This window comes from Streptomyces sp. KM273126, from assembly GCF_004337435.2.
GTDB classification, from domain to species: Bacteria; Actinomycetota; Actinomycetes; order Streptomycetales; family Streptomycetaceae; genus Streptomyces; species Streptomyces acidicola.
The window spans coordinates 4,230,081-4,251,821 of sequence record NZ_SJXB02000001.1 but is presented as its reverse complement, the minus strand read 5'-3'; the positions used below and the strand labels follow the sequence as shown (position 1 = coordinate 4,251,821).

Below are 21,741 nucleotides of genomic sequence, written 5' to 3'. Positions count from 1 at the left end.
GCGTTGTCATCGCTCTGACGACTCGCTTAATGTCTTTTGAACGATCCAACGCTGAGAGGTTCTACTTCCTTGGACTCCACTGTCAAGCCCCAGGACACCAACGACTCGGTCACGGTCACGGCACCTTCTTCCGGGGGCCTGCAGCCGTTCCTGCACGACGCGGTGGTCACGCTGCACGCGCCGAGCCTCGTCATCTCGCGTGCGGACGGGCAGATCGGCGAGGGCGCCGACGGCGTCTACCACGGCGACCGCAGGGCGCTGTCACAGCTCACCGTCGCCGTCGAGGGCATCCCCCTGGCCCCGGTCGGCGGCGGGCTGCGGGGCGCCGACCGCGCGGAGTTCCGGTCCATCCTGCGTGGACTCGGCGAGGTCACACCGGACCCAGCCGTCGCCCTCCACCGCCGCCGCAGCACCGCGGCGGGCCGGTTCGAGGAGTGCTTCGACGTCACCAACGCGGGCGGCGAGCACGTCCGCTTCCGGCTGACGCTGACCGCCGGCACGGACCTCGCCGCCATGGACCAGGTCAAGTCGGGACGCTCCCGCGAGCAGGTACCGCCCGAGGTCGCGGACGCCGACGTCGTCGGCCTGTCCTGGACCGGCGACGACTTCACCGCCCACCTGGTCGCCGAACCCGCGCCGGACACGCTGGACGTGCCCGCGGGACGATTCTCCTACGACGTCGAACTGGCCCCCGGCGCAGCATGGTCGGTGACGCTGACCTGCACGGCGGGGTACGCGGACGGCGACCAGTTCCCTCCCCCGCCTGCGGGCCAGGTGCCCTGGAGCACCCCCGTCCTGCGCAGCGCGGACCGCGGCCTGGACCGCTGGCTGGAGCAGTCCCTCGCCGACCTGGAGCGTCTGCGTCTGACGGACCCTCAGTCGAGTGAGGCCCGCCCGGACCAGTTCCTGGCGGCGGGCGCCCCCTGGTTCCTGACCCTCTTCGGCCGCGACGCGCTCCTGGCCGCCCGCATGATGCTGCCCCTCGGCACGGACCTCGCGGCCGGCACCCTGCGCACGCTCGCCCGCCGTCAGGGCGCCGTCACCGACCCGGCCACGGAGGAGCAGCCCGGCAAGATCCTGCACGAAGTCCGCCGCGACACCCTCCAGTTCGCGGACAGGCTCTCCCTCCCCTCGGTGTACTACGGCACGGTCGACGCCACCCCCCTGTGGATCACCCTCCTCCACGACGCCTGGCGCTGGGGACTGGACCCGGCCGAGGTCGAACAGCTCCTGCCGCACGCGGAGGCCGCTCTCGCCTGGCTGCGCGACCAGGCGGACGTCGGCGGCGACGGCTTCCTCAAGTACATCGACCAGACCGGGCACGGCCTGTCCAACCAGGGCTGGAAGGACTCGGAGGACTCCATCCGCTACCGCGACGGCCGCCGCGCGCACGCGCCGATCGCCCTGTGCGAGGTCCAGGCGTACGCCTACGAGGCCGCCCGGGGCGGAGCCGCGCTGCTGCGCGCGTTCGGCCGGCACGGGGCCGACGAGTGGGAGGAGTGGGCGGAGCGGCTCGCCACCCGTTTCCGCGAGCGCTTCTGGGTGGAGGACGAGCGGGGCGCGTACCCGGCGGTGGCGCTGGACGGCGACGGCAAGCCGGTCGACTCGGTCACCTCCGGCTTCGGCCACCTCCTCGGCACGGGTCTGCTCAACGCGGAGGAGAGCGCGCTGCTCGCGGCCCGGATCGCCGGGCCCGGCCTCGACGCGGGCCACGGTCTGCGGACGTACAGCAGCGAAGCCGTGGGCTACAACCCGTACGGCTACCACGTGGGTTCGATCTGGCCGCACGACACGGCGATCGCCGTGGACGGCCTGGTCAAGGCCGGATTCCCGGACACCGCGGCCTCGCTGTCGGCCGGTCTGTTGACCGCGTCCGCGGCCTTCGACGCCCGCCTCCCGGAACTCTTCGCCGGTCACGGTGCCGAGGAGAACCCGTACCCCGTCGCCTACCCGGCGTCCTGCCGGCCCCAGGCCTGGGCGGCCACCTCCTCGGTCCAGGTCCTCCGCTCGGCCCTCGGCCTGGAGGCCGACGTTCCCGGCGGCACGATCACGCTGTCCCCCACCTTCGCGGGGGCCTACGGCCCGCTGACGGTGACCGGGCTCCAAGTCGGCGGAGGCCGGCTGGACGTCAAGCTCGCGGCGGACGGATCGGTGGAGGTGGTGGCGCCCGAGGGGCTGACCGTGGTCACCCCCTGACCGGCGAGCCGGGCACGGATCACCCGGGACACCACCACCGTGAACAGGCGTCGAAACGCCAGGAAGCAACGGAGGCGAGACCAGCAGTCCCCAGGCCGCGGAGTTCCCCCACGGGCGGCCGCGGCACTGCTGGCCGCCTCCGGGGCGCAAGCGGCATGAACTCAGGGACCTTTGAACCCTCCCCCAGCTGAAGCGGGGGCATTCCTGGCTCAGGAAGCCCCACAGACCAGCGGCCTGAAAGGTCGATTCCTCCCCCGCCTCCCGGCCGGGGCCTCCTCGAAGGAGACCAGGTGAACGGGATACTTCTCGGATGATCACGCCTCCGGAGTTCGCATCACCACGTGACTACGTAACTCACCTTGAGGACCTCGGCTTCTGGCGGCCGTACGTCGCCGACATCCTGAAACGCCATGGCCTGGCCGACCCGGACGAAGGGATGGTGGCCGGAACCGGCGGAACGTATCCGACGTACCTCTGCGGCGACGTCGTGATCAAGCTGTTCGGCCACCTGCCCTCCTGGCGCGGCGGCAGCGTCGCCGAGACCGCCGCGCACGAACTGCTGGCCGCTCACCCCGACATCGCCGCGCCGAGACTGCTCGGCCGAGGCCGGCTGTTCGATGATCCGGCCGAGCCCTGGCCCTACCTGATCACCACGCGCATGCCGGGTGCTTCGCTGGAGAGCAACGGCGCGGTCACCCCGGAACAACGACTCGCGCTCGCCGAGGACTTGGGCCGGCAGGTCCGCAAGGTCCACGCCCTCGATCCTCAGGGCATCGCCAGCGACCTCGGTCTGCCCCTCCTCGATGTGACGGCGGCCTGCGCGCGGAGTTCGCTCCCGGCACATCTGGTCGCACAGGTCCAGGACTACCTCGACGGGCTCGGGGACTTCGACCGGGTCGTGGTCCACGGTGACATCACCGCACGTCATTCGTTCATCGAGAACGGGCGGTTCACGGGAATCATCGACTGGGGAGACGCCATGGTGACCGACCGGCACTATGAGCTCTGTCAGATACACCGCGATGTCTTCCGCTGCGACAAGACCCTGCTCCGTGCGTTTCTGGACGCCAGTGCCTGGCCGGTCGGGAAGGACTTCGCGCGCCAGGCGATGGGGCACGCCCTTCACCGGCAGGCTCGCGGCGTCGCCCAGCACCACACGATGGACGTCTTCGAACCAGTGGCCGCGCTTCTCCCGCTCCAGGACATCGCGACGCTGGACGAGCTCGCCGCGGAACTCTTCGAGGTCTAGCACCGATACGCCGGCCGCTGAAACGCCGGGGGTCAGAGGACGGTGTACGGAGAACGAGAGGACGGAGGACGAGGATGGACGTGGAAGCCTACGAGACCAGAGCGCGGAGTGGGCCCTGCTTCGTGTGTGCCTTTCTGTCGGGTCACCCCGACTACTCGCACCACATGGTCTTCGAGGACGAGGATCACGTCGCCTTCCTCGACCGGTGGCCCACCCTGCCCGGCAAGGTCCTGGTCGCGCCGAGGAGACACATCGAGCACGTCGTCCGTGAGCTCGACCAGGACGCCTACGTCCGGCTCATGCTGGTCGTCCGGGAGGTCGCTCTCGCGGTGGAGGACTGTGTCGGAGCCGAGCGGACCTACCTGTACTCGCTGGGGAGCCAGCAGGGCAACGCGCATCTGCACTGGCACATCGCCGGTCTGCCGCCGGACGTGCCGTACGAGCGGCAGCAGTTCCACGCGCTGATGGCCGAGAACGGCGTACTGTCCAATCGCCCCGAGGAAGCCTCCGACATGGCCGCACGCATCCGTGAGCGCATCGCGGCCCGGGGCGGGCTCACGGCGCGGTAACCGCATCGCCTGGCCGTCCTTCGCGGCGTCCGACGCACACGGCCCCGGGCGGGATCGACTCCCGGCCGGGGCCGCGCACGTGCCCGGAGGTCAGTCCAGCGACGTCATCACGTGCTTGATCCGCGTGTAGTCGTCGAACCCGTACGCCGACAGGTCCTTGCCGTACCCGGACTGCTTGAAGCCGCCGTGGGGCATCTCCGCGACCAGCGCGATGTGCGTGTTGATCCACACGCAGCCGAAGTCGAGCGCCTTGGACAGCCGCATCGCGCGCGCGTGGTCCTTGGTCCAGACGGAGGAGGCGAGGGCGTACTCGACGCCGTTCGCCCACTGGATCGCCTGGGCCTCGTCCGCGAAGGACTGGACGGTGATGACCGGTCCGAAGACCTCCTTCTGGATGATCTCGTCGTCCTGCTTCAGGCCGGAGACGACGGTCGGCGCGTAGAAGTAGCCCTTCTCGCCGACCTGGTGGCCGCCGGTCTCGACCTTCGCGTGGGCGGGCAGCCGCTCGATGAAGCCGGAGACCTGCTTGAGCTGGTTGGGGTTGTTGAGCGGCCCGTACAGCACGTCCTCGTCGTCCGGCCGGCCGGTCTTGGTCTCGGCGGCGGCCTTGGCGAGCGCGGCCACGAACTCGTCGTGGATGGACTCGTGCACGAGGACGCGGGTGGCGGCCGTACAGTCCTGGCCCGCGTTGAAGAAGCCCGCGACCGAGATGTCCTCGACGGCCTTGGGGATGTCGGTGTCCTCGAAGACGACGACGGGGGCCTTGCCGCCCAGCTCCAGGTGGACACGCTTGAGGTCCTTGGACGCGGACTCGGCGACCTGCATACCGGCGCGCACGGAACCGGTGATGGACGCCATGGCCGGGGTGTCGTGCTCCACCATCAGACGGCCGGTCTCGCGGTCGCCGGTGACGACGTTGAAGACGCCCTTGGGCAGGATCGAGCCCAGGATCTCGGCGATCAGGACGGTGGAGGCCGGGGTGGTGTCCGACGGCTTCAGCACGACGGTGTTGCCCGCCGCGATCGCCGGGGCGAACTTCCACACGGCCATCATCATCGGGTAGTTCCACGGCGCGACCTGCGCGCAGACGCCGACCGGCTCGCGGCGGATCATCGAGGTCATGCCCTCCATGTACTCGCCGGCGCTCCGCCCCTCCAGCATGCGGGCCGCGCCCGCGAAGAAGCGGATCTGGTCGACCATCGGCGGGATCTCCTCGGTGCGGGTCAGCCCGATCGGCTTGCCCGTGTTCTCCACCTCGGCCGCGATGAGGTCCTCGGCCCGCTCCTCGAAGGCGTCCGCGATCCTCAGCAGCGCCTTCTGGCGCTCGGCGGGCGTCGTGTCGCGCCAGCCGGGGAAGGCCGCGGCGGCGGCCTCCATCGCGGCGTCGACGTCCGCGGGCCCGGACAGCGGAGCCGTCGCGTAGGCCTCACCGGTCGCGGGATTGACGACCTCGGTGGTCCGCCCGTCGGCGGCATCGCGGAATTCACCGTTGATGTAGTTGCGCAGACGACGCAGCTCGGTGCTCACTGCCGACCCTCCAAGTTCTGGTGTCCCGAGTCCGGATGTGCCCGGGTATCTGGGTGTCCAATCTCTGAGACACCCACACTAGTCCGCTCAGCCACGTTTTCAACAGCACCGATCCCAACAGAGCTACGGAATCCGCAAACCTAAGGCACCTAAACAACGAATTTCATCGATTGAGCCTTGCGAAACTGTTGACCCCTCGTGCACAGTGAGCCCGTGGCCAGTCGAAGCGCAGACCCCAGGGACTCCCGGGACACCCGCGAGTCCAGGAACGGCACCCCGCACCTGGATGCCGTCTCCCTCGCCATCATCGAGCAGCTCCAGGAGGACGGCCGCCGGCCGTACGCCGCGATCGGCAAGGCGGTGGGCCTCTCCGAGGCGGCCGTGCGCCAGCGCGTCCAGAAGCTGCTCGACCAGGGCGTGATGCAGATCGTCGCCGTCACGGACCCGCTCACCGTGGGCTTCCGCCGCCAGGCGATGGTCGGCGTCACCGTCGAGGGCGATGTGGAGTCCGTGGCCGACGCGCTGAGCTCCATGGGCGAGTGCGAGTACGTGGTGATGACCGCCGGCTCCTTCGATCTCATGGTGGAGATCGTCTGCGAGGACGACGACCACCTCCTGGAGGTCATCAACAAACGCATCAGGGCCGTCCCCGGAGTGCGCTCCACCGAGAGCTTCGTCTACCTGAAGCTCAAGAAGCAGACCTACATGTGGGGGACCCGATAACCGTGAGGACCCGATAACCGTGAGCACCGACAGTTCCAAGGACCTCAGCCGGACCGCGTACGACCACCTGTGGATGCACTTCACCCGCATGTCCTCGTACGAGAAGTCCCCCGTCCCCACCATCGTGCGGGGCGAGGGCACCTACATCTACGACGACAAGGGCAGGCGCTACCTCGACGGCCTCGCCGGCCTGTTCGTGGTCCAGGCGGGGCACGGCCGCACGGAGCTCGCCGAGACCGCGGCCAAGCAGGCGCAGGAGCTGGCCTTCTTCCCGGTGTGGTCCTACGCCCACCCGAAGGCGGTGGAGCTGGCGGAACGGCTGGCCCACTACGCGCCCGGCGACCTGAACAAGGTCTTCTTCACCACCGGCGGCGGCGAGGCGGTCGAGACCGCGTGGAAGCTCGCCAAGCAGTACTTCAAGCTCACGGGCAAGCCGACCAAGTACAAGGTCATCTCCCGCGCCGTCGCCTACCACGGCACCCCGCAGGGCGCCCTGTCCATCACCGGCCTCCCTGCTCTGAAGGCCCCCTTCGAGCCGCTCGTCCCGGGCGCGCACAAGGTCCCGAACACCAACATCTACCGCGCGCCGATCCACGGTGACGACCCCGAGGCCTTCGGCCGCTGGGCCGCCGACCAGATCGAGCAGCAGATCCTCTTCGAGGGCCCGGAAACGGTCGCGGCGGTCTTCCTGGAGCCCGTGCAGAACGCGGGCGGCTGCTTCCCGCCCCCGCCCGGCTACTTCCAGCGGGTGCGCGAGATCTGCGACCAGTACGACGTGCTGCTGGTCTCGGACGAGGTCATCTGCGCCTTCGGCCGGCTCGGCACGATGTTCGCCTGCGACAAGTTCGGCTACGTCCCGGACATGATCACCTGCGCCAAGGGCATGACCTCGGGCTACTCCCCGATAGGCGCGTGCATCGTCTCCGACCGCCTGGCCGAGCCCTTCTACCAGGGCGACAACACCTTCCTGCACGGCTACACCTTCGGCGGCCACCCCGTGTCGGCGGCGGTCGGCGTCGCCAACCTGGAGCTGTTCGAGCGCGAGGGCCTGAACCAGCACGTGCTCGACAACGAGGCGGCCTTCCGCTCCACGCTGGAGAAGCTGCACGACCTGCCGATCGTCGGCGACGTCCGCGGCAACGGCTTCTTCTACGGCATCGAACTCGTCAAGGACAAGGCCACCAAGGAGACGTTCGACGACGAGGAGACCGAGCGGATCCTGTACGGCTTCCTGTCCAAGGCCCTCTTCGACAACGGCCTGTACTGCCGCGCCGACGACCGCGGCGACCCGGTCGTGCAGCTCGCGCCGCCGCTGGTCTCGGACCAGGGGACGTTCGACGAGATCGAGCAGATCCTGCGGGCGACTCTGACGGAGGCGTGGACGAAGCTGTGACCGTCCGTGATCGTCACGGCTCCGATCAGGTGAGACGCTGATCAGGTGAGCCTCTGATCAACAATCGGCCCCGGAGCCGCCCGTTCGAGTGAGAAACGGCGGCCCGGGGCCGCGTGCTGTCCGGCCCCGCCGTACCCGCTGCCTACCGTGCCCAGTGACCGATCGGCCCTGCCTTCGTTCCCCCGTACGGGGGACTCCCCACGGCAATCCTGATCTGAACCGAGGTGTACGCCCATGGTGGCCCCGCCGGACAACGACGTGCTCTGGGCACACGGCCTGACCCACACCCACGATGGCTCGCCCGCGCTTCACGGCGTGTCGATCGGCGTCCGCGAGGGCGAGATCCTCGCGGTCAGCGGTCCGCGCGGCAGCGGCAAGACCACGCTCCTGCGCTGCCTTTCGGGACAGGTGCTGCCGCAACAGGGCGAGGTGTGGTTCAACAGCACACCCGTGCACACCATGCGGCCGCACACCCGTGAGCGACTGCGCCGGGAGCGCTTCGGGTGGATCGACCCCGAGCCGGCTCTCGTCCCCGAACTGACCGCCTGGGAGAACGCTGCCCTGCCGCTGATGCTGCGCGGCACCGGCCGCCGGGCCGCCAAGACGGCCGCGCTGGAGTGGCTGGAGCGCCTGGACATCGGCGGCTGCGCCCGCAAGCGCCCGCACGCCCTGCTGTACTCCGAGCGCCAGCGCGTGGTCGTCGCCCGCGCGCTGGTCGGCTCCCCCACCGTGCTGTTCGCGGACGAGCCGACCGCGCCGCTGCACCGCGCCGAGTGCGCCCACGTCCTGCGGACCCTCGCGGCGGCTGCCCGTTCGCACCGGATCACGGTCGTCCTCGCCACCACGTGCGCGGAGACCGCCGCGCTCGCCGACCGTACGGTGTCGCTGCTCGACGGACGCCGCGTGCACTCCGTCAGTCTTCCCCAGGCTTCCGGGACGGAGGGCCGGGCCGCGTGCTCGCTCTCCGTCTAGCCCGCGGCGCCCCACCGGCCGTCCACCTGCGCCGCCTGCTGGTCACGGCGGCGTCGGCGGGCACGGGCTTCCTGCTGCTGTGCGCGCTGGGGCACGCGCTGGCGCACCCCGACGCGCCCGCCGGTTCCGTGCTGCGGCTCGTGTGGTGCGGGGTGCCGCTGGCGGCCGCGGTGTACTTCGCGGTGGCGGTCGCCCGTACGGACCCGGGGACGCGTCCCCGCCCGGGCCTCGCGGCGATCGGCCTCGGCCCGGGCCGTCTGATGGCCGTCTCGGCGCTGACGACGGCCCTGTCCACCACGCTCGGCTCGCTGCTCGCCCTGCTGTACTTCCTCCTGCTGCGCGGCGACCTGACGGGTGTCCCCCTCGACGGCACCGCCCCGGAGACCCTGGCCGCGGACCACCCCCTGCCTCTCCCGGCCGCGCTGACACTGCTGTTGCTGGTCCCGCTGCTCGCCTCGCTGACGACCGCGCTGATGCTGCGCCCCCGGGGTGGCGTACCAGGACACGCGGGGCAGCCGGGCGAACTCCGGCGCAAGGAGACGGGGCAGCCGACGGAACACCCGGCTGCCTCCGCGCGGACGGAGGTGCAAGGCCCAGCCGACGGCCGGCACCGGAACAGGGAGCACTCGACCGCGGCCCGGCATGAAGACGCGGAACACCCGGTCGGCCCCGACTACGAAGCCCCTGAACACCTCGCCGCCCCCGGCCCCGAAGACGCCGAGCATCCGGCCGCCCCACAGCGCCGGAAGGACGAACACCCGGCCGCCGCCCAGCACCAGGAGACCCGGCAGCCGGGCGCCCACGGCGCACCCGCCGGCACCCGCACCCGCACCCACGCCGACGCCCAAGCCGAAGTCCGCTCCCGCGCGCAAACCCGGGCCGAGCGTGGCAACACCGGCTCGCACGCCCTCTCCGAGGCGCTGGCGCTGGAGGCATCCGGCTCGTACGCCCCGGCGCCCGGGACCGCCCAGGCGTCCGACCCCTACCGCTCCACCGCTCCCCGGCCCGCCCCCGGCGGCCTCACCTGGGGATGGCCGTGCTCGCCGCCGGACTCGCCTTCGAGATGTACGCGAGCCGCTCCGGCCCCGCCCCCGGCCTCGCGATCCCCGGCTCCGCGAACAGCCCGGCCGGAGTGCTCGGCGGCTGGACGCTCACGGCACTCGGGCTGATCCTCGCCGGGCCGGGGCTGACCCATCTGTGCGCGCTGCTGTTGCAGGCCGTACGGCCGGGGGCGCTGCGGCTGCTCGCCGGGCGCATCCTGCAGGAGGAGGCGCGCCGGATCGGGCGCCCCCTCGGTGTGGTGTGCGCGGTGGCCTCGGGCGCGTACGCCATGGCCACGCTGCGCTCCGGGGCGCGCCTCGACATGGGCCCGCTGACGGTGCTGGGCGCGGTCCTGGTCACCGGCTGCACGCTCCTCACGCTGGCGACGGCCGCGATCGAGGCGCGGAACACGCGCGCGGAGACCGTGGCGGCCCTCCTGCGGCTCGGCGCGCCCGCGGCCGTGCTGCGCTCCGCGGCCCTGCTCCGCGCAGCCCTCCTGCTCGCCGTGTTCGGCTCGCTGACCTGGACGGTCGCGGCGCTCGCGGCCACACCCCTGGCTCCCTGACCGGCACCGCCGAGGGCGCGCGGACGCCGTACGACGGCCCGCCCGTGAGTCGGTTGCGCCGTCGCCGGAGGGCCACCGCAAAGCGGACGGTGAGCCGGCGGAAAGCCGGCAGAAAGGCCGACGGAAAGGCCGCTGGGAAGCCACCGGGAAGCCGCGGAAAGTCGTACGAAAAAATCCGCGGATCAGCGATGAGTTCCGCGCGGCACCACGGTCCACCCCCCGAACGGATCGACACCGATGGGAGAGACCGCGCATGTACCAGCAGATGATCTTCGTGAACCTGCCCGTGAGCGACCTGGACACCTCGAAGAAGTTCTTCACGGAGCTCGGCTACACGATCAACCCGCAGTTCAGCGACGACAACGCCGCCTGTGTGGTGATCAGCGACACGATCTTCGCCATGCTGCTGACCAAGCCGTTCTACCAGGGCTTCACGAAGAAGCAGATCGCTGACTCGGCCAAGACCAGCGAGGTGATGCTGTGTCTGAGCGCTCAGAGCCGCGAGAAGGTGGACGAGCTCGTCGACAGGGCGATCGCGGTGGGCGGCTCGGCGACCGGAGACACCCAGGACCAGGGCTTCATGTACAGCCGCGCCTTCGACGACCCGGACGGCCACACCTGGGAGGTCGTGTGGATGGACCCGGCGGCGGTCCAGGGCTGAGCACGCCATGGCCGCCGCGGGCCCGGGGCCTGCCCTCCGGGCGGACGGCGGGGGGGTGTGACGACGGGGCCCAGGGGGCTACTGACGGATCTCCGTGGACGCCGCGGAGATCCGCCAGAAGCCCCCTAGCATGGGCGGGTGCAGACGAGCCCCGCCCACGCAGCCCACCACAACGACCGTGAGATCGAGACGCTGGAGGAGTTCGACGCCACCGTCTCGGCCCGCGGCACGCTCGCCGGATACCGTGTCCAGGGCGTGGATCTGACGGACCGTACAAGGGAGTTGCTCGCCACGGACACCACTGGCGCCGTCTTCCTCGGCTGCCCCATGCGGGAGAACGCCGAGGCGAAGATACGCACCGACGGCGCCCTGGTCTTCCCGCCCGTCCCGGACCTGCCCTTCGATCCCTACCGCGGTCATGTCTACACGCCCGACGAGCTGTTCGCCTCGCTCGACAAGGGCTACGAGGAGACACCGGACGCCTTCGCGTACGCCTGGTTCCGGCGCACCAGGGCCGACGGCGACATCTACGCGTCGATGCTGCGCGCCGTCCACGACGACTCCGTCTCCGACGCCCTCGACGAACTCCTGCGCGGGGCACGGGTGGTGGGGGTGATGGGCGGCCACGCGATGGCGCGCGGCACGGAGGCGTACGAGGGCGCCGCCCGGCTCGGCCGCGCGCTGGCACGCGCCGGTTTCACGGTGGCGACGGGCGGCGGCCCGGGCGCGATGGAGGCGGCGAACCTCGGTGCGTACGCGGCCCCGTACGACGACGCCATGCTGGAGGAGGCCTGCCGGCTCGTCGGGAAGGCGCCCTCGTTCACGCCGTCGATCACCGAATGGGCACGGTGCGCGTTCGAGGTGCGTGCCCGCTGGCCGAAGGGCAACACCTCGGTCGGCATCCCCACCTGGTTCTACGGCCACGAGCCGCCGAACGTCTTCGCCTCCCACATCGCCAAGTACTTCGCCAACGCGACCCGCGAGGACGGTCTGCTGGCCCGCTCGAACGCGGGCGTCGTCTTCCTGCCCGGCGCCGCCGGCACGGTCCAGGAGATCTTCGACAACGCGACCCCGAACTACTACGAGTCCCGCGGCGAACCGACCCCCATGGTCCTGGTGGACCGCGCCCACTGGACGGACCGCCTCCCCGCCTGGCCCCTGTTGAAGTCACTGGCCCGGGAACGGTCGATGGAGTCCCGGATCGCGTTGGTGGACCACGTCGAGGAGGCGCCGGAGGCCCTCGCACGTCTCGGCGGTTGAACGGCACGGCTGTTAATGAGCGGGCAAAGCCAACTGCGGTGATACGTCGCCGGATTGACAGTACTTATGGCGCGCTTATAAACCTGTGAGCCACATGGGGTTACAGCTGTCACAGCTGTGGCCCGAACCCCCCGCATTTCCCTTGAAGGGCAACCGTGTCCATATCTCCGCGCACCGCACGCTCGGTGCGGTTCCTGGGTGTTGTCTCCGCGTCCGTGGCACTTGTGCTCGGCGTCGCGAGCAACGCAATGGCCTGCAGCATCCGTGACTTCTCGGCCAAGGCCGAGTGCGACGCCGACGGCAAGGGCGTCATCAGCGTCACCGACGTGGACCCGACGGGCGTCACCGCCGAGGTCTCCGTCTACCTGGAGAACAACGGCGCGGACGAGCGGATGGTCGGAACCCGGACCATCGAGAACTCGACTGCCAAGGGCGTCACGGTCTCGTTCTCGGAGGACTGGGAGCCGAACGCCGAGTACCGCATCCACATCAAGGCCAAGGGCTACGTCGACGAGGACATCAAGCCGAACCTGACCACGCCGTCCGAGGCGTGCGAGCAGGAAGAGGACAACCCGCCGGCGCCGGAGAACCCGAAGCCGTCGGACAAGCCGTCCACCCCGGCCGACACCGACACCGACACACCGGCGCCGTCGGAGTCCGAGAGCGCCACCCCGGAACCCGCCGGGGACGGCAACAGCCCGTCGCCCGAGGGTGACTCGAACCTCGCCGAGACCGGTGCCGACTCCAACACCCCCGTGATCGCCGGGATCGCCGCCGCCTTCCTGGCGGTCGGAGGTGGCGCCATCCACTACAGCACACGCCGCCGCGGGGCCTCGTCCCGCTGAAGCGTTCCGAAGCGTTCCGGGTCGTACGCCGCGTACGGCCGGTCTCCAGCCGTATGTCACGCACGGCTCCGTGGCCCGTCCCCTCGACCAGGGGGCGGGCCACCGCTGTGCGCGCTCAGCCGAACGTCGCCCGCTCCAGCCAGAAGTCCAGCAGCTCACGATCTCCCAGCACCTCCAGCCGCCCGTCGTCGGGCGGGAGCCGGCGGTAGAAGGCGAGCAGCACCTCCGTGAGCGGTCCGCGCAGCGCCACCGTCGCCTTCTCATGGCCCCGGCGCCAGGCGAGGCCCTCCTCGGTGAGCTCGATGAACCACTCGGCGTTCACACCGTCCGGGGCGTCGGTCGCGTGGAGGTGGATGCTGCGGTGCGGTCCGCGCAGCGCGCTCGCGGCGTCGTCCGGCCTCATCCGCTGCACGAACTCGACGATCTGCAGCCACTCGTCGATGGCGTCGGCGGCGATCTCGGGCGCCACCTCGTACGGCAGCCCGGCCGCGAGTGTCGCGTCCGCGCGGTGGATCGTGATCTCGTGGGCCATGCGCCGGGCCCAGAACGCCGTGCTCCGGTCCCAGGCCCAGGTCCACACCGGGGTGTCGGGGCCGGCCGCGCGTATCGCCTCGACGACCGACGCGCCGGTCTCGGCGAGCCATGCGTCCAGTGCGGCCGGGTCGCCCTGTTCCTCGGGGCCCTGGGAGTGCGGCACCTCGTCGTCGGGCACCTCGTCCTGCGCCCGTGAGCGGACGATGTGGTCCACCCAGCGCAGCGCCCCTCCCATATGCCGCACCAACTGCTCCAAGGACCAGTCGGGGCAGGTCGGCACCGTCACCGTGAGGTCCGCGCCGGAGGTCACCACCGCTCTCAGCTGCCGTACCTGTTTGTCGATCTCGTCGCAATAGCGGTCATGTCCGAGTGGGGTCATGCTCCTGACCCTAGGGCGGAAGGCTTCCCAAGTAGGACGATTTCCGCTGCGTCGAACGCCACACCGACCTCGTCCCCGGGCCCCGGCGCGTCCCGCAGGGCACACGCCGCCTCCAGCCTCGGCGCGTCCTCCGGTTGCAGGTGGACGGCGACGTGGGTGCCCCGGAAGGTCCGCGCCGCCACAGTGCAGCGCAGCCCCTCCGCGGGCTCCACGAGCCGTACGCCCGCGGGCCTGACCAACAGCGCGGCCGGCCCCTGCCGCGCTCCCTCAGGCACCGGCACCTTGCCCCAGGGGGTGTCCGCGACCTGGCCGCTGACGGTCGCCGCGACCACGTTGTCGAAGCCGAGGAAGCGCGCCACGAACTCGTCCGCGGGCCACTGCCACACCTGAAGCGGGGTGCCGGACTGGGCGATCCCCCCGTCCCGCATCACCACGACCCGGTCGGCGAGCGCGAAGGCCTCGCCCTGGTCGTGCGTCACGGCGAGAACGGTCGTGCCCAACTCGTGAAACACCTCACGGAGTTCCACCACGAGCCGCTCGCGCAGCGACCGGTCCAGCTGACCCAGGGGTTCGTCCAGCATCAGCAGCCTGGGCCTCGGGGCGAGGGCGCGGGCCAGCGCGACACGCTGCTGCTCGCCGCCGGAGAGGGAGGCCACGGCCCGGCGTTCGGCCCCCGGCAGCCCGACCAGCTCCAGCAACTCCCGGACCCGTGCGGCCCGTTCGCCCTTCGCCTCGCCGTGCATCCGCGGCCCGAATGCCACGTTCCCGCCCACATCGCGCTGCGGGAACAGCTGGTGGTCCTGGAACATCAGGCCGACGCCGCGCTTGTGCGCGGGTACGCCCGTCTGGTCCCGCCCGTCGAGCAGCACCCGCCCGGCGGACAGGGGTTGCAGCCCCGCCACCGCCCGGAGCAGCGTCGACTTTCCGCTGCCGCTGGGCCCGAGTACGCACACGATCTCGCGTTCGGCGACATCGAGGCCGACGGCGTCGAGCACGGCCCGCCCGCCGAAACGGACGGTCGCGTCCTCCAGACTCAACAGCATCTAGAACTCCCCGGTCCGGTTGGTGCGCAGCCGCTCCAGCACCAGCAGCGCCACCGCGCACACCACCATCAGAATCGTCGAAAGGGCCATCGCCTGGCCGTAGTTGAGATCACCGGGCCGACCGAGCAGCCGCGCCACGGCGACCGGCAGCGTCGGACTGTCGGGGCGCGCGATGAACACCGTCGCCCCGAACTCCCCCAGCGACACGGCGAACGCGAACCCGGCCGCGACCAGCAGCGCCCGCCGCACCATCGGCAGATCGACCTCCCGCCACACCCGCCACGGCGACGCCCCGAGCACGGCCGCCGCCTCCCGCAGCCGTACGTCCACGGCCCGCAGCACGGGCAGCATGGTCCGTACGACGAAAGGGACGCCCACCAGCGCCTGGGCGAGCGGCACGAGGATCCAGGAGGAGCGCAGGTCGAGGGGCGGCTCGTCGAGGGCGATCAGGAAACCGAAACCGACGGTCACCGCGGAGACGCCCAGCGGCAGCATCAGCAGCGCGTCGAAGCCGCGGACCAGACGGCCCGCGTCGCGGCGGGTGAGGGCCGCGGCGGCGAGAGAGCCGATCACCACGGCGATGGCGGTGGCGGCGAGGGCGTACTGCAGCGAATTGCCGATCGCCTCGATCGGCGCGACGAGGAAGGTCCCGCCGTCCTCACCGCCCAGCGCCCGGTAGTAGCCGAAGCCGGGTGCGTCCAGGGAGCGTTGCACCAGCACGGCGAGCGGCAGCAGGAGCAGGACGACGACGGTGACGAGGACTCCGGCCAGCAGCGCCCACTGCCCGGCGCCGCGCGGCCGCCGGGCCGTGATGTCCGCGTCGACCAGGCGCAGGGCGGTCTCCCGCCGCCGTACGGTCCAGGCGTGCACGGCGAGGATCGCGACCACGGCCGCGAACTGGACGATCGTGAGCACGGCGGCGGTGGCCAGGTCGAAGATCTCCGAGGTCTGCCGGTAGATCTCCACCTCCAGCGTCGAGAAGGTCGGCCCGCCGAGGATCTGCACCACGCCGAAGGAGGTGAAGGTGAAGAGGAAGACCATCAGCGCGGCGGCGGCCAGGGCGGGCGCGAGGGCGGGCAGGGTGATCCTGCGCCAGGCCTGCAGCGGCGATGCGCCGAGCATCCGTGCGGCCTCCTCCTGACGCGGGTCCAGTTGGGCCCACAGCCCGCCGACGGTCCGTACGACCACCGCGTAGTTGAAGAAGACGTGGGCCAGCAGGATGGCCCACACGGTCGTGTCCAGCCGTACGCCCCACAGCTCGTCGAGGAGCCCGCCACGCCCGAGAAGGGCCAGGAACGCCGTCCCGACAACGACGGTCGGCAGCACGAACGGAACCGTCACGACCGCCCGCAGCACGTGCTTGCCCGGGAAGTCGAAGCGCGCGAAGACATACGCGCCAGGGAGTGCGATCAGCAGCGTGAGGGCCGTCGAAGCGAGCGCCTGCCAGGTGGTGAACCACAGCACGTGCCGGATGTCGGACTGCGCGACCACGTCCACGATCCGCCCGAACCGCCAAGCGCCGTCCACCTTCAGCCCGCGCGCCACGATCGCGGCGACGGGCCAGGCGAAGAACACCGCGAAGAACGCGACGGGCAGGGCCATGAGCCCGAGCCGCGCCGCGCTCCCCGTACCGTTCCCGCCGACGGCTACTTCAGTACGAGTGACGTCCACGACCTGACCCACTGGTCACGGTTGGCGGCGATCTTCGAGGGCGCCATGGTCTCGGGGTCCTTGGCGGCGGGTCCGTACTCGGTGAACTCCTTGGGCACCGACGCCCCCTCGATCACCGGGTGGACGAACATGTTGAGTGGCATGTCCTCCTGGAACTCCTTGCTGACGAGGAAGTCCAGGAACGCCTTGCCGCCCTCGCTGTTCCTGGCGTTGCCGAGCAGTCCCGCGTACTCGATCTGCCGGAAGCAGGTGCCGTACGACACCCCGGTCGGCGCGGTCTCGGGCCTCGGGTCGGCGAAGACGACCTCGGCGGGCGGCGAGGAGGCGTACGAGACGACGAGCGGCCGGTCGGCCTTCGCCTTCCTGCCGCCCGCGGAGCCGGAGAACTCCTCGTTGTACGCCTGCTCCCAGCCGTCGACGACCTTCACGCCGTTCGCCTTGAGCTTCTTCCAGTAGTCCTGCCACCGGTCGTCGCCGTACCTGGCGGCGGTCCCGAGCAGGAAGCCGAGGCCGGGCGAGGAGGTGGAGGCGTTCTCGGTGACGAGGAGGTTCTTGTACTCGGGCTTGACCAGGTCGTCGAAGGAGGTGGGCGGGCTCAGCTTGCGCTTACTGAAGTAAGCCTTGTCGTAGTTGACACATATATCGCCCGAGTCGACGGGCGTGACCCGGTGCTTGTCCTGGTCGACCCGGTACTGCGGCCGGATCTGCTCGGACCCCTTGGCCTCATAGGACTGGAACAGCCCGTTGTCCAACGCGCGGGACAAGAGCGTGTTGTCGACACCGAAGAAGACATCGCCCTGGGGGTTGTCCTTGGTCAGGATGGCCTTGTTGACGGCCTGACCGGCGTCACCGTCCTTGAGAACCCTGACCTTGTACCCGGATTCCTTCTCGAACGCCTTCAGGACGTCCTTGGACGCGGCGAAGGAGTTGTGGCTGACGAGGGTGACGGTCTTCGAACCGGAGTCCGAGCCGCCGCTGCCCGAGTCGGACGACCCGCACGCGGACAGCGTGGCCAGACCGAGCCCGATGGCGGCGGCCACGACCTTCTTGCTGGTACTCACTTGGATTCCTCCTGGGGATGACCAGGAGAAGACGCGGCCCTGCCCGGGATCAACGGACAACTCCGAGATTCCCGGGCAGGGCGCAACAGCTTGAGTGGTGACCGATCTCCCTACCCAGAATGACCTGGGCGAGGTTCAGAGGGTCTGCGGCCCTTGCCGCACTCTCAGCGCTGTGGCGCTCCCCTGCCGGAATATTGAGATGTACGCGCTCAGATTACCGCTCGGTGGCCGCCAGCTGACCGCAGGCCCCGTCGATCTCCTGCCCACGGGTGTCGCGAATAGTCACGGGCACACCATGCGCGGCGATCGCCTCGACGAACGCCTTCTCGTCCTCGGGCCGCGAGGCGGTCCACTTCGAACCGGGCGTCGGGTTCAACGGAATCAGATTGACGTGCACGGGCCTGCCCTTGAGCAGCCGCCCGAGCCGGTCACCGCGCCACGCCTGGTCGTTGATGTCCCGGATCAGCGCGTACTCGATGGACAGCCTCCGCCCGGACTTCGCCGCGTACTCCCACCCGGCATCCAGCACCTCCCGCACCTTCCACCGCGTGTTGACCGGTACGAGGGTGTCGCGCAGCTCGTCGTCGGGGGCGTGCAGCGAGATGGCGAGCCGGCACTTGAAGCCCTCGTCGGAGAACCGGTGAATGGCCGGCACGAGCCCGACGGTGGACACGGTGATTCCCCGCTGGGACAGCCCGAGCCCGTCCGGCTCGGGATCGGTCAGCGCACGAATGGCACCGACGACGCGCTTGTAGTTGGCGAGCGGCTCACCCATGCCCATGAACACGATGTTCGAGAGCCGCGCCGGCCCACCCGGGATCTCTCCATCCCTCAGGGCCCGCATCCCGTCCACGATCTGGTGCACGATCTCGGCGGTGGACAGATTCCGGTCCAGCCCTGCCTGCCCCGTGGCACAGAACGGGCAGTTCATGCCACACCCGGCCTGCGAGCTGATGCACATGGTGACCCGGTCCGGGTAGCGCATCAGCACGGACTCGACGAGCGTGCCGTCGAAGAGCCGCCACAGGGTCTTGCGTGTCGTGTCCTGGTCCGTGGACAGGTGCCGCACGACCGTCATCAGCTCGGGAAGCAGCGCCTCCCGCAGCTTGGCGCGCGAACCGGCGGGGATGTCGGTCCACTGCTCCGGGTCGTGCGCGTACCGCGCGAAGTAGTGCTGCGACAGCTGCTTCGCACGAAACGGCTTCTCCCCGACCGCGGCCACCGCCTCCTTGCGCTCGGCAGGCGTGAGATCAGCGAGATGCCGCGGCGGCTTCTTGGCTCCGCGCGGCGCGACGAAAGTGAGTTCTCCGGGCTTAGGCATGGCCGTACCAGTGTCGCAGATCGTTGTCCGGGTCCCGCACTCGGCGATCACAGCACCGGACGGCTGATCCGGCTTCAGAACAGACTGCCGACCACACCGATGACGCGGGCGCCGTAGTTCTTCAAGCGGTGGGACAAGCGGCAGTACAGCCGCGGCTTGCTCCGCCCGCCCTGTTCGATGAGTGCACCGCAGTATCTGCACTGCAGATCACCGTGATAGGTCCCGTCTTTGTGTAAACGCGCCCGCCCCATGCGCAGGACCCTACCCCAACCGGACGGCCCACCGGGGCGCAGAAGAGGTCGCCGCCCTGTGGACGACGAGCCCTTCGCGTACCCACGGTGCCGGGTCGGCTACCGCCACTCCCAGAAGTGCCTGGAGATCACCGCATCCCAGCAGCCGGAGGCCTCTTCCGTCGTGAAGCTCGTTCCGGGGAGGCCGGAGACCTGGGCGTCGACCGTATGGAGACGGTATTCGCTCGGCAGGCCCGGGTACGAGGGTGAGACGACCTTCTCGACGGCCACCGACAGGGACAGCGGATCGATGGTGACGTCCCTTTCGCGGACTCCGAGTTCCTCGGCCAGGCACCGCAGCACCGCCGCGACCACCGTCTCCCCGGGCTTCATCTTCTCCGTGGGCGGCGAGTTCCTCTTCCGCTCGGCGCCGCCCGCCATCAGCTGCCCGACTTCCGTGAGCTGCTTTCCGTCCTGCCCGATGCGCACGCTGACGACCGAGACGTGGCGAAGCGGCGGGTCGTCCGACAGGGTCGCCTCGCCGGAGGTGATCTCGTCCCACAGGTTCCGTACGGATTTCACGGCGCCGATGCCCCATGACTCGCAGGGAATGCCGTTGCTCCGCAGCCATTCCTGGAGTTCGTCCAGGCTGTGCAGGTCCCGCATACGCCGCACCCCTCCCGTCACGCGGATCCTCCTGCGGTGATCCTACGAACGGAAGGGGTGGTGAGGAGAGAGCGGCGATACGGCGGTCAGCCGGACCCCACGAAGAGGACGAACAGCAGCCACGCCACCGGCGCGGTGGGCAGCAACGAGTCCAGCCGGTCCATGATCCCGCCGTGGCCCGGCAGCAGCGTGCCCATGTCCTTGATGCCCAGATCGCGCTTGATCATCGACTCGCCGAGATCGCCCAGCGTGGCGCTGGCGGCGACCGCGAGGCCGAGGAGCAGGCCCTGCCACCAGGTGCCGTCGTCGATGAGGAACTGCATGCACAGGGCGCCGGCCACCATGGCGAACGCGACCGCGCCGAGCAGGCCTTCGCGGGTCTTGCCGGGGCTGATGCGCGGGGCCAGCTTGTGCGTGCCGAAGCGCCAGCCGACGGCGTACGCGCCCGTGTCGCTGACGACCGTGAGGAGCAGGAACGTCAGGACCCGCCACGGGCCGTCGTGCGCGGTGAGCATCAGCGCGACGAAGGTGGCCAGGAACGGGACGTAGAACGCAGCGAAGACGCCCGCCGTGACGTCCTTGAGATAGTTCTCCGGCGGCTCCGTCATCCTCCAGACCAGGACGGCGAGCGCGGTGAGCGCCATGGCCGCCCACGCGCCTTCGGCGCCCCGTACGTACCCGGCGACGACCATCGCCGCGCCACCGACCGCGAGCGGTACGAGGGGCGCCTTGATGGACTTGCGCTCCTGCAGACGCGACGTGAGCTCCCACAGGCCCACCACCACGGCGACCGCGATCACGCCCACGAAGACGGCCTTGACGATGAACAACGAGGCGACGATCACCGCCCCGAGTCCGATGCCGACCCCTATCGCGGCGCTCAGGTCACGGCCCGCGCTCTTCTTCTGCGGGGTGGGCTGAGGGGCGTCGGGCATGGGCTCCGGCTTCTTCTGCGGCGCGACCCCGTGGGGCTGCGCCGGCGGCATCTCGTCGCGGAACGAAGGGCCGCCCATCCGAGCGGCCCCCCGGTTGTCATCCTGGTTTCCGCCATGCGCGGGGACGTCGGGCACGATGGGCATGGGCTGCTGAGTCTGCGATGGACGCGGACCCACGTGCGCATCGTACGCGGGACCCGCCGGGGCAGCCCTCTGGACAGGCCCGTGGTCGGACGGCCCCCAGTACCCGGCTTGTGGCGGCGCCCCCCAGGAAGACTCGTTCATCAGACTTCGAGCAGCTCCGCTTCCTTGTGCTTGAGGAGCTCGTCCACCTGGGCGACGTACTTCGCGGTGGTGTCGTCGAGCTCCTTCTCCGCGCGACGGCCCTCGTCCTCGCCGACCTCGCCGTCCTTGATCAGCTTGTCGATGGCGTCCTTGGCCTTGCGGCGGACGGAGCGGATGGACACCTTGGCGTCCTCGCCCTTGGTCTTGGCGACCTTGATGTAGTCGCGGCGACGCTCCTCGGTGAGCTCGGGGAACACCACCCGGATGATGTTTCCGTCGTTGCTCGGGTTGACGCCCAGGTCGGAGTCGCGGATCGCCTGCTCGATGTTGCGCAGCGCGCTCTTGTCGAACGGGGTCACCACGGCCATGCGCGGCTCCGGCACCGAGAACGAAGCCAGCTGGTTGATCGGCGTCAGCGCTCCGTAGTAGTCCGCCACGATCTTGTTGAACATCGCCGGGTGCGCACGACCGGTGCGGATCGCGGCGAAGTCCTCCTTGGCGACCACGACGGCCTTCTCCATCTTCTCCTCGGCTTCGAGGAGGGTCTCTTCGATCACCACTTGCTCCTGCGTGTCTTGAGTAGGCCCGGCTGCTGTTCTCTGTCACGTCGGCGGC

General features: G+C 70.3%; 20 protein-coding genes and 1 riboswitch. Of the genes, 11 read left to right on the top strand and 9 right to left on the bottom strand.

The features are described 5' to 3' along the window. Positions 1-69: 69 nt before the first annotated feature. The 3 genes from E0500_RS18340 to E0500_RS18330 all read left to right on the top strand — a co-directional run bounded on the left by E0500_RS18340 (position 70) and on the right by E0500_RS18330 (position 4,014). Entirely contained in the window at positions 70-2,196 is a 2,127-nt protein-coding gene (locus E0500_RS18340) for a glycogen debranching N-terminal domain-containing protein (RefSeq protein WP_131559717.1), read from the top strand. A 310-nt stretch (positions 2,197-2,506) separates the two neighbouring features. Beyond that, complete coding sequence (locus E0500_RS18335) at positions 2,507-3,445, top strand: phosphotransferase (protein ID WP_131559719.1); 939 nt, start codon at positions 2,507-2,509, stop codon at positions 3,443-3,445. Between the two features lie 74 nt (positions 3,446-3,519). Further along, a complete protein-coding gene (locus tag E0500_RS18330) occupies positions 3,520-4,014 on the top strand; it encodes an HIT family protein (RefSeq protein WP_131559721.1) in 495 nt (164 codons plus the stop codon). A 90-nt stretch (positions 4,015-4,104) separates the two neighbouring features. Here E0500_RS18330 and E0500_RS18325 read toward each other — a convergent pair whose 3' ends face one another. Beyond that, entirely contained in the window at positions 4,105-5,541 is a 1,437-nt protein-coding gene (locus tag E0500_RS18325) for a gamma-aminobutyraldehyde dehydrogenase (protein ID WP_131559723.1), read from the bottom strand. Positions 5,542-5,739: 198 nt separating this feature from the next. Between E0500_RS18325 and E0500_RS18320 the strand changes: the two genes are divergently transcribed. The 8 genes from E0500_RS18320 to E0500_RS18285 all read left to right on the top strand — a co-directional run bounded on the left by E0500_RS18320 (position 5,740) and on the right by E0500_RS18285 (position 13,001). Then, a complete protein-coding gene (locus E0500_RS18320; RefSeq protein ID WP_131559725.1) occupies positions 5,740-6,264 on the top strand; it encodes an Lrp/AsnC family transcriptional regulator in 525 nt (174 codons plus the stop codon). A gap of 19 nt (positions 6,265-6,283) precedes the next feature. After that, positions 6,284-7,657, top strand: a complete 1,374-nt coding sequence (locus E0500_RS18315; protein WP_131559727.1) for an aspartate aminotransferase family protein — start codon at positions 6,284-6,286, stop codon at positions 7,655-7,657. Positions 7,658-7,891: 234 nt separating this feature from the next. After that, positions 7,892-8,629, top strand: coding sequence for an ABC transporter ATP-binding protein (locus tag E0500_RS18310; RefSeq protein WP_131559729.1), 738 nt, complete (start codon positions 7,892-7,894; stop codon positions 8,627-8,629). Next, the gene (locus E0500_RS43900; RefSeq protein ID WP_309505090.1) at positions 8,611-9,798 is read left to right on the top strand and encodes a hypothetical protein; all 1,188 of its coding nucleotides are present in this window, start codon (positions 8,611-8,613) and stop codon (positions 9,796-9,798) included. The genes E0500_RS18310 and E0500_RS43900 overlap by 19 nt, the downstream gene beginning before the upstream one ends. After that, on the top strand, positions 9,762-10,235 hold the full coding sequence (locus tag E0500_RS18300; protein WP_258572837.1) for a hypothetical protein: 474 nt from the start codon (positions 9,762-9,764) through the stop codon (positions 10,233-10,235). Before E0500_RS43900 ends, E0500_RS18300 begins: the two co-directional genes overlap by 37 nt. A 253-nt stretch (positions 10,236-10,488) precedes the next feature. Next, entirely contained in the window at positions 10,489-10,896 is a 408-nt protein-coding gene (locus E0500_RS18295; protein WP_131559733.1) for a VOC family protein, read from the top strand. A 138-nt stretch (positions 10,897-11,034) separates the two neighbouring features. Beyond that, complete coding sequence (locus tag E0500_RS18290) at positions 11,035-12,156, top strand: LOG family protein (protein ID WP_131559735.1); 1,122 nt, start codon at positions 11,035-11,037, stop codon at positions 12,154-12,156. Positions 12,157-12,311: 155 nt separating this feature from the next. Then, positions 12,312-13,001: an LAETG motif-containing sortase-dependent surface protein gene (locus tag E0500_RS18285; protein ID WP_131559737.1), complete on the top strand. Its 690-nt coding sequence runs from the start codon at positions 12,312-12,314 to the stop codon at positions 12,999-13,001. Positions 13,002-13,116: 115 nt separating this feature from the next. On the opposite strand, the gene E0500_RS18280 is transcribed toward E0500_RS18285, so the two are convergent. The 8 genes from E0500_RS18280 to frr all read right to left on the bottom strand — a co-directional run bounded on the left by E0500_RS18280 (position 13,117) and on the right by frr (position 21,683). Next, a complete protein-coding gene (locus E0500_RS18280) occupies positions 13,117-13,914 on the bottom strand; it encodes a maleylpyruvate isomerase family mycothiol-dependent enzyme (protein WP_131559739.1) in 798 nt (265 codons plus the stop codon). Continuing rightward, positions 13,911-14,957: an ABC transporter ATP-binding protein gene (locus E0500_RS18275; RefSeq protein WP_131559741.1), complete on the bottom strand. Its 1,047-nt coding sequence runs from the start codon at positions 14,955-14,957 to the stop codon at positions 13,911-13,913. Before E0500_RS18275 ends, E0500_RS18280 begins: the two co-directional genes overlap by 4 nt. Beyond that, positions 14,958-16,559 carry an iron ABC transporter permease gene (locus E0500_RS18270; protein WP_131559743.1) on the bottom strand — a complete coding sequence of 534 codons (1,602 nt, stop codon included), beginning with the start codon at positions 16,557-16,559 and terminating at the stop codon, positions 14,958-14,960. A gap of 44 nt (positions 16,560-16,603) precedes the next feature. Beyond that, positions 16,604-17,689, bottom strand: coding sequence for a thiamine ABC transporter substrate binding subunit (locus E0500_RS18265; protein WP_131559745.1), 1,086 nt, complete (start codon positions 17,687-17,689; stop codon positions 16,604-16,606). Between the two features lie 89 nt (positions 17,690-17,778). After that, positions 17,779-17,884, bottom strand: a riboswitch (TPP riboswitch). A 19-nt stretch (positions 17,885-17,903) separates the two neighbouring features. Continuing rightward, the gene (rlmN, locus tag E0500_RS18260) at positions 17,904-19,010 is read right to left on the bottom strand and encodes a 23S rRNA (adenine(2503)-C(2))-methyltransferase RlmN (RefSeq protein WP_131559747.1); all 1,107 of its coding nucleotides are present in this window, start codon (positions 19,008-19,010) and stop codon (positions 17,904-17,906) included. A gap of 350 nt (positions 19,011-19,360) precedes the next feature. After that, the gene (locus E0500_RS44980) at positions 19,361-19,927 is read right to left on the bottom strand and encodes an NUDIX hydrolase (RefSeq protein WP_131559749.1); all 567 of its coding nucleotides are present in this window, start codon (positions 19,925-19,927) and stop codon (positions 19,361-19,363) included. Positions 19,928-19,992: 65 nt separating this feature from the next. After that, entirely contained in the window at positions 19,993-21,126 is a 1,134-nt protein-coding gene (locus E0500_RS18250) for a phosphatidate cytidylyltransferase (RefSeq protein ID WP_131559751.1), read from the bottom strand. Further along, positions 21,126-21,683: a ribosome recycling factor gene (gene frr, locus E0500_RS18245; RefSeq protein ID WP_131559753.1), complete on the bottom strand. Its 558-nt coding sequence runs from the start codon at positions 21,681-21,683 to the stop codon at positions 21,126-21,128. Before frr ends, E0500_RS18250 begins: the two co-directional genes overlap by 1 nt. Positions 21,684-21,741: the final 58 nt, after the last annotated feature.

What these genes read in the sequence shown, in the direction of transcription:
- E0500_RS18335 (WP_131559719.1), top strand. Translation starts at nt 2,507, where the DNA reads ATGATCACGCCTCCGGAGTTCGCATCACCACGTGACTACGTAACTCAC.
- E0500_RS18330 (WP_131559721.1), top strand. Translation starts at nt 3,520, where the DNA reads ATGGACGTGGAAGCCTACGAGACCAGAGCGCGGAGTGGGCCCTGCTTC.
- E0500_RS18310 (WP_131559729.1), top strand. Translation starts at nt 7,892, where the DNA reads ATGGTGGCCCCGCCGGACAACGACGTGCTCTGGGCACACGGCCTGACC.
- E0500_RS18295 (WP_131559733.1), top strand. Translation starts at nt 10,489, where the DNA reads ATGTACCAGCAGATGATCTTCGTGAACCTGCCCGTGAGCGACCTGGAC.
- E0500_RS18280 (WP_131559739.1), bottom strand. Translation starts at nt 13,914, where the DNA reads ATGACCCCACTCGGACATGACCGCTATTGCGACGAGATCGACAAACAG.
- E0500_RS18275 (WP_131559741.1), bottom strand. Translation starts at nt 14,957, where the DNA reads ATGCTGTTGAGTCTGGAGGACGCGACCGTCCGTTTCGGCGGGCGGGCC.
- E0500_RS18270 (WP_131559743.1), bottom strand. Translation starts at nt 16,559, where the DNA reads ATGGCCCTGCCCGTCGCGTTCTTCGCGGTGTTCTTCGCCTGGCCCGTC.
- rlmN (WP_131559747.1), bottom strand. Translation starts at nt 19,010, where the DNA reads ATGCCTAAGCCCGGAGAACTCACTTTCGTCGCGCCGCGCGGAGCCAAG.
- E0500_RS18250 (WP_131559751.1), bottom strand. Translation starts at nt 21,126, where the DNA reads ATGAACGAGTCTTCCTGGGGGGCGCCGCCACAAGCCGGGTACTGGGGG.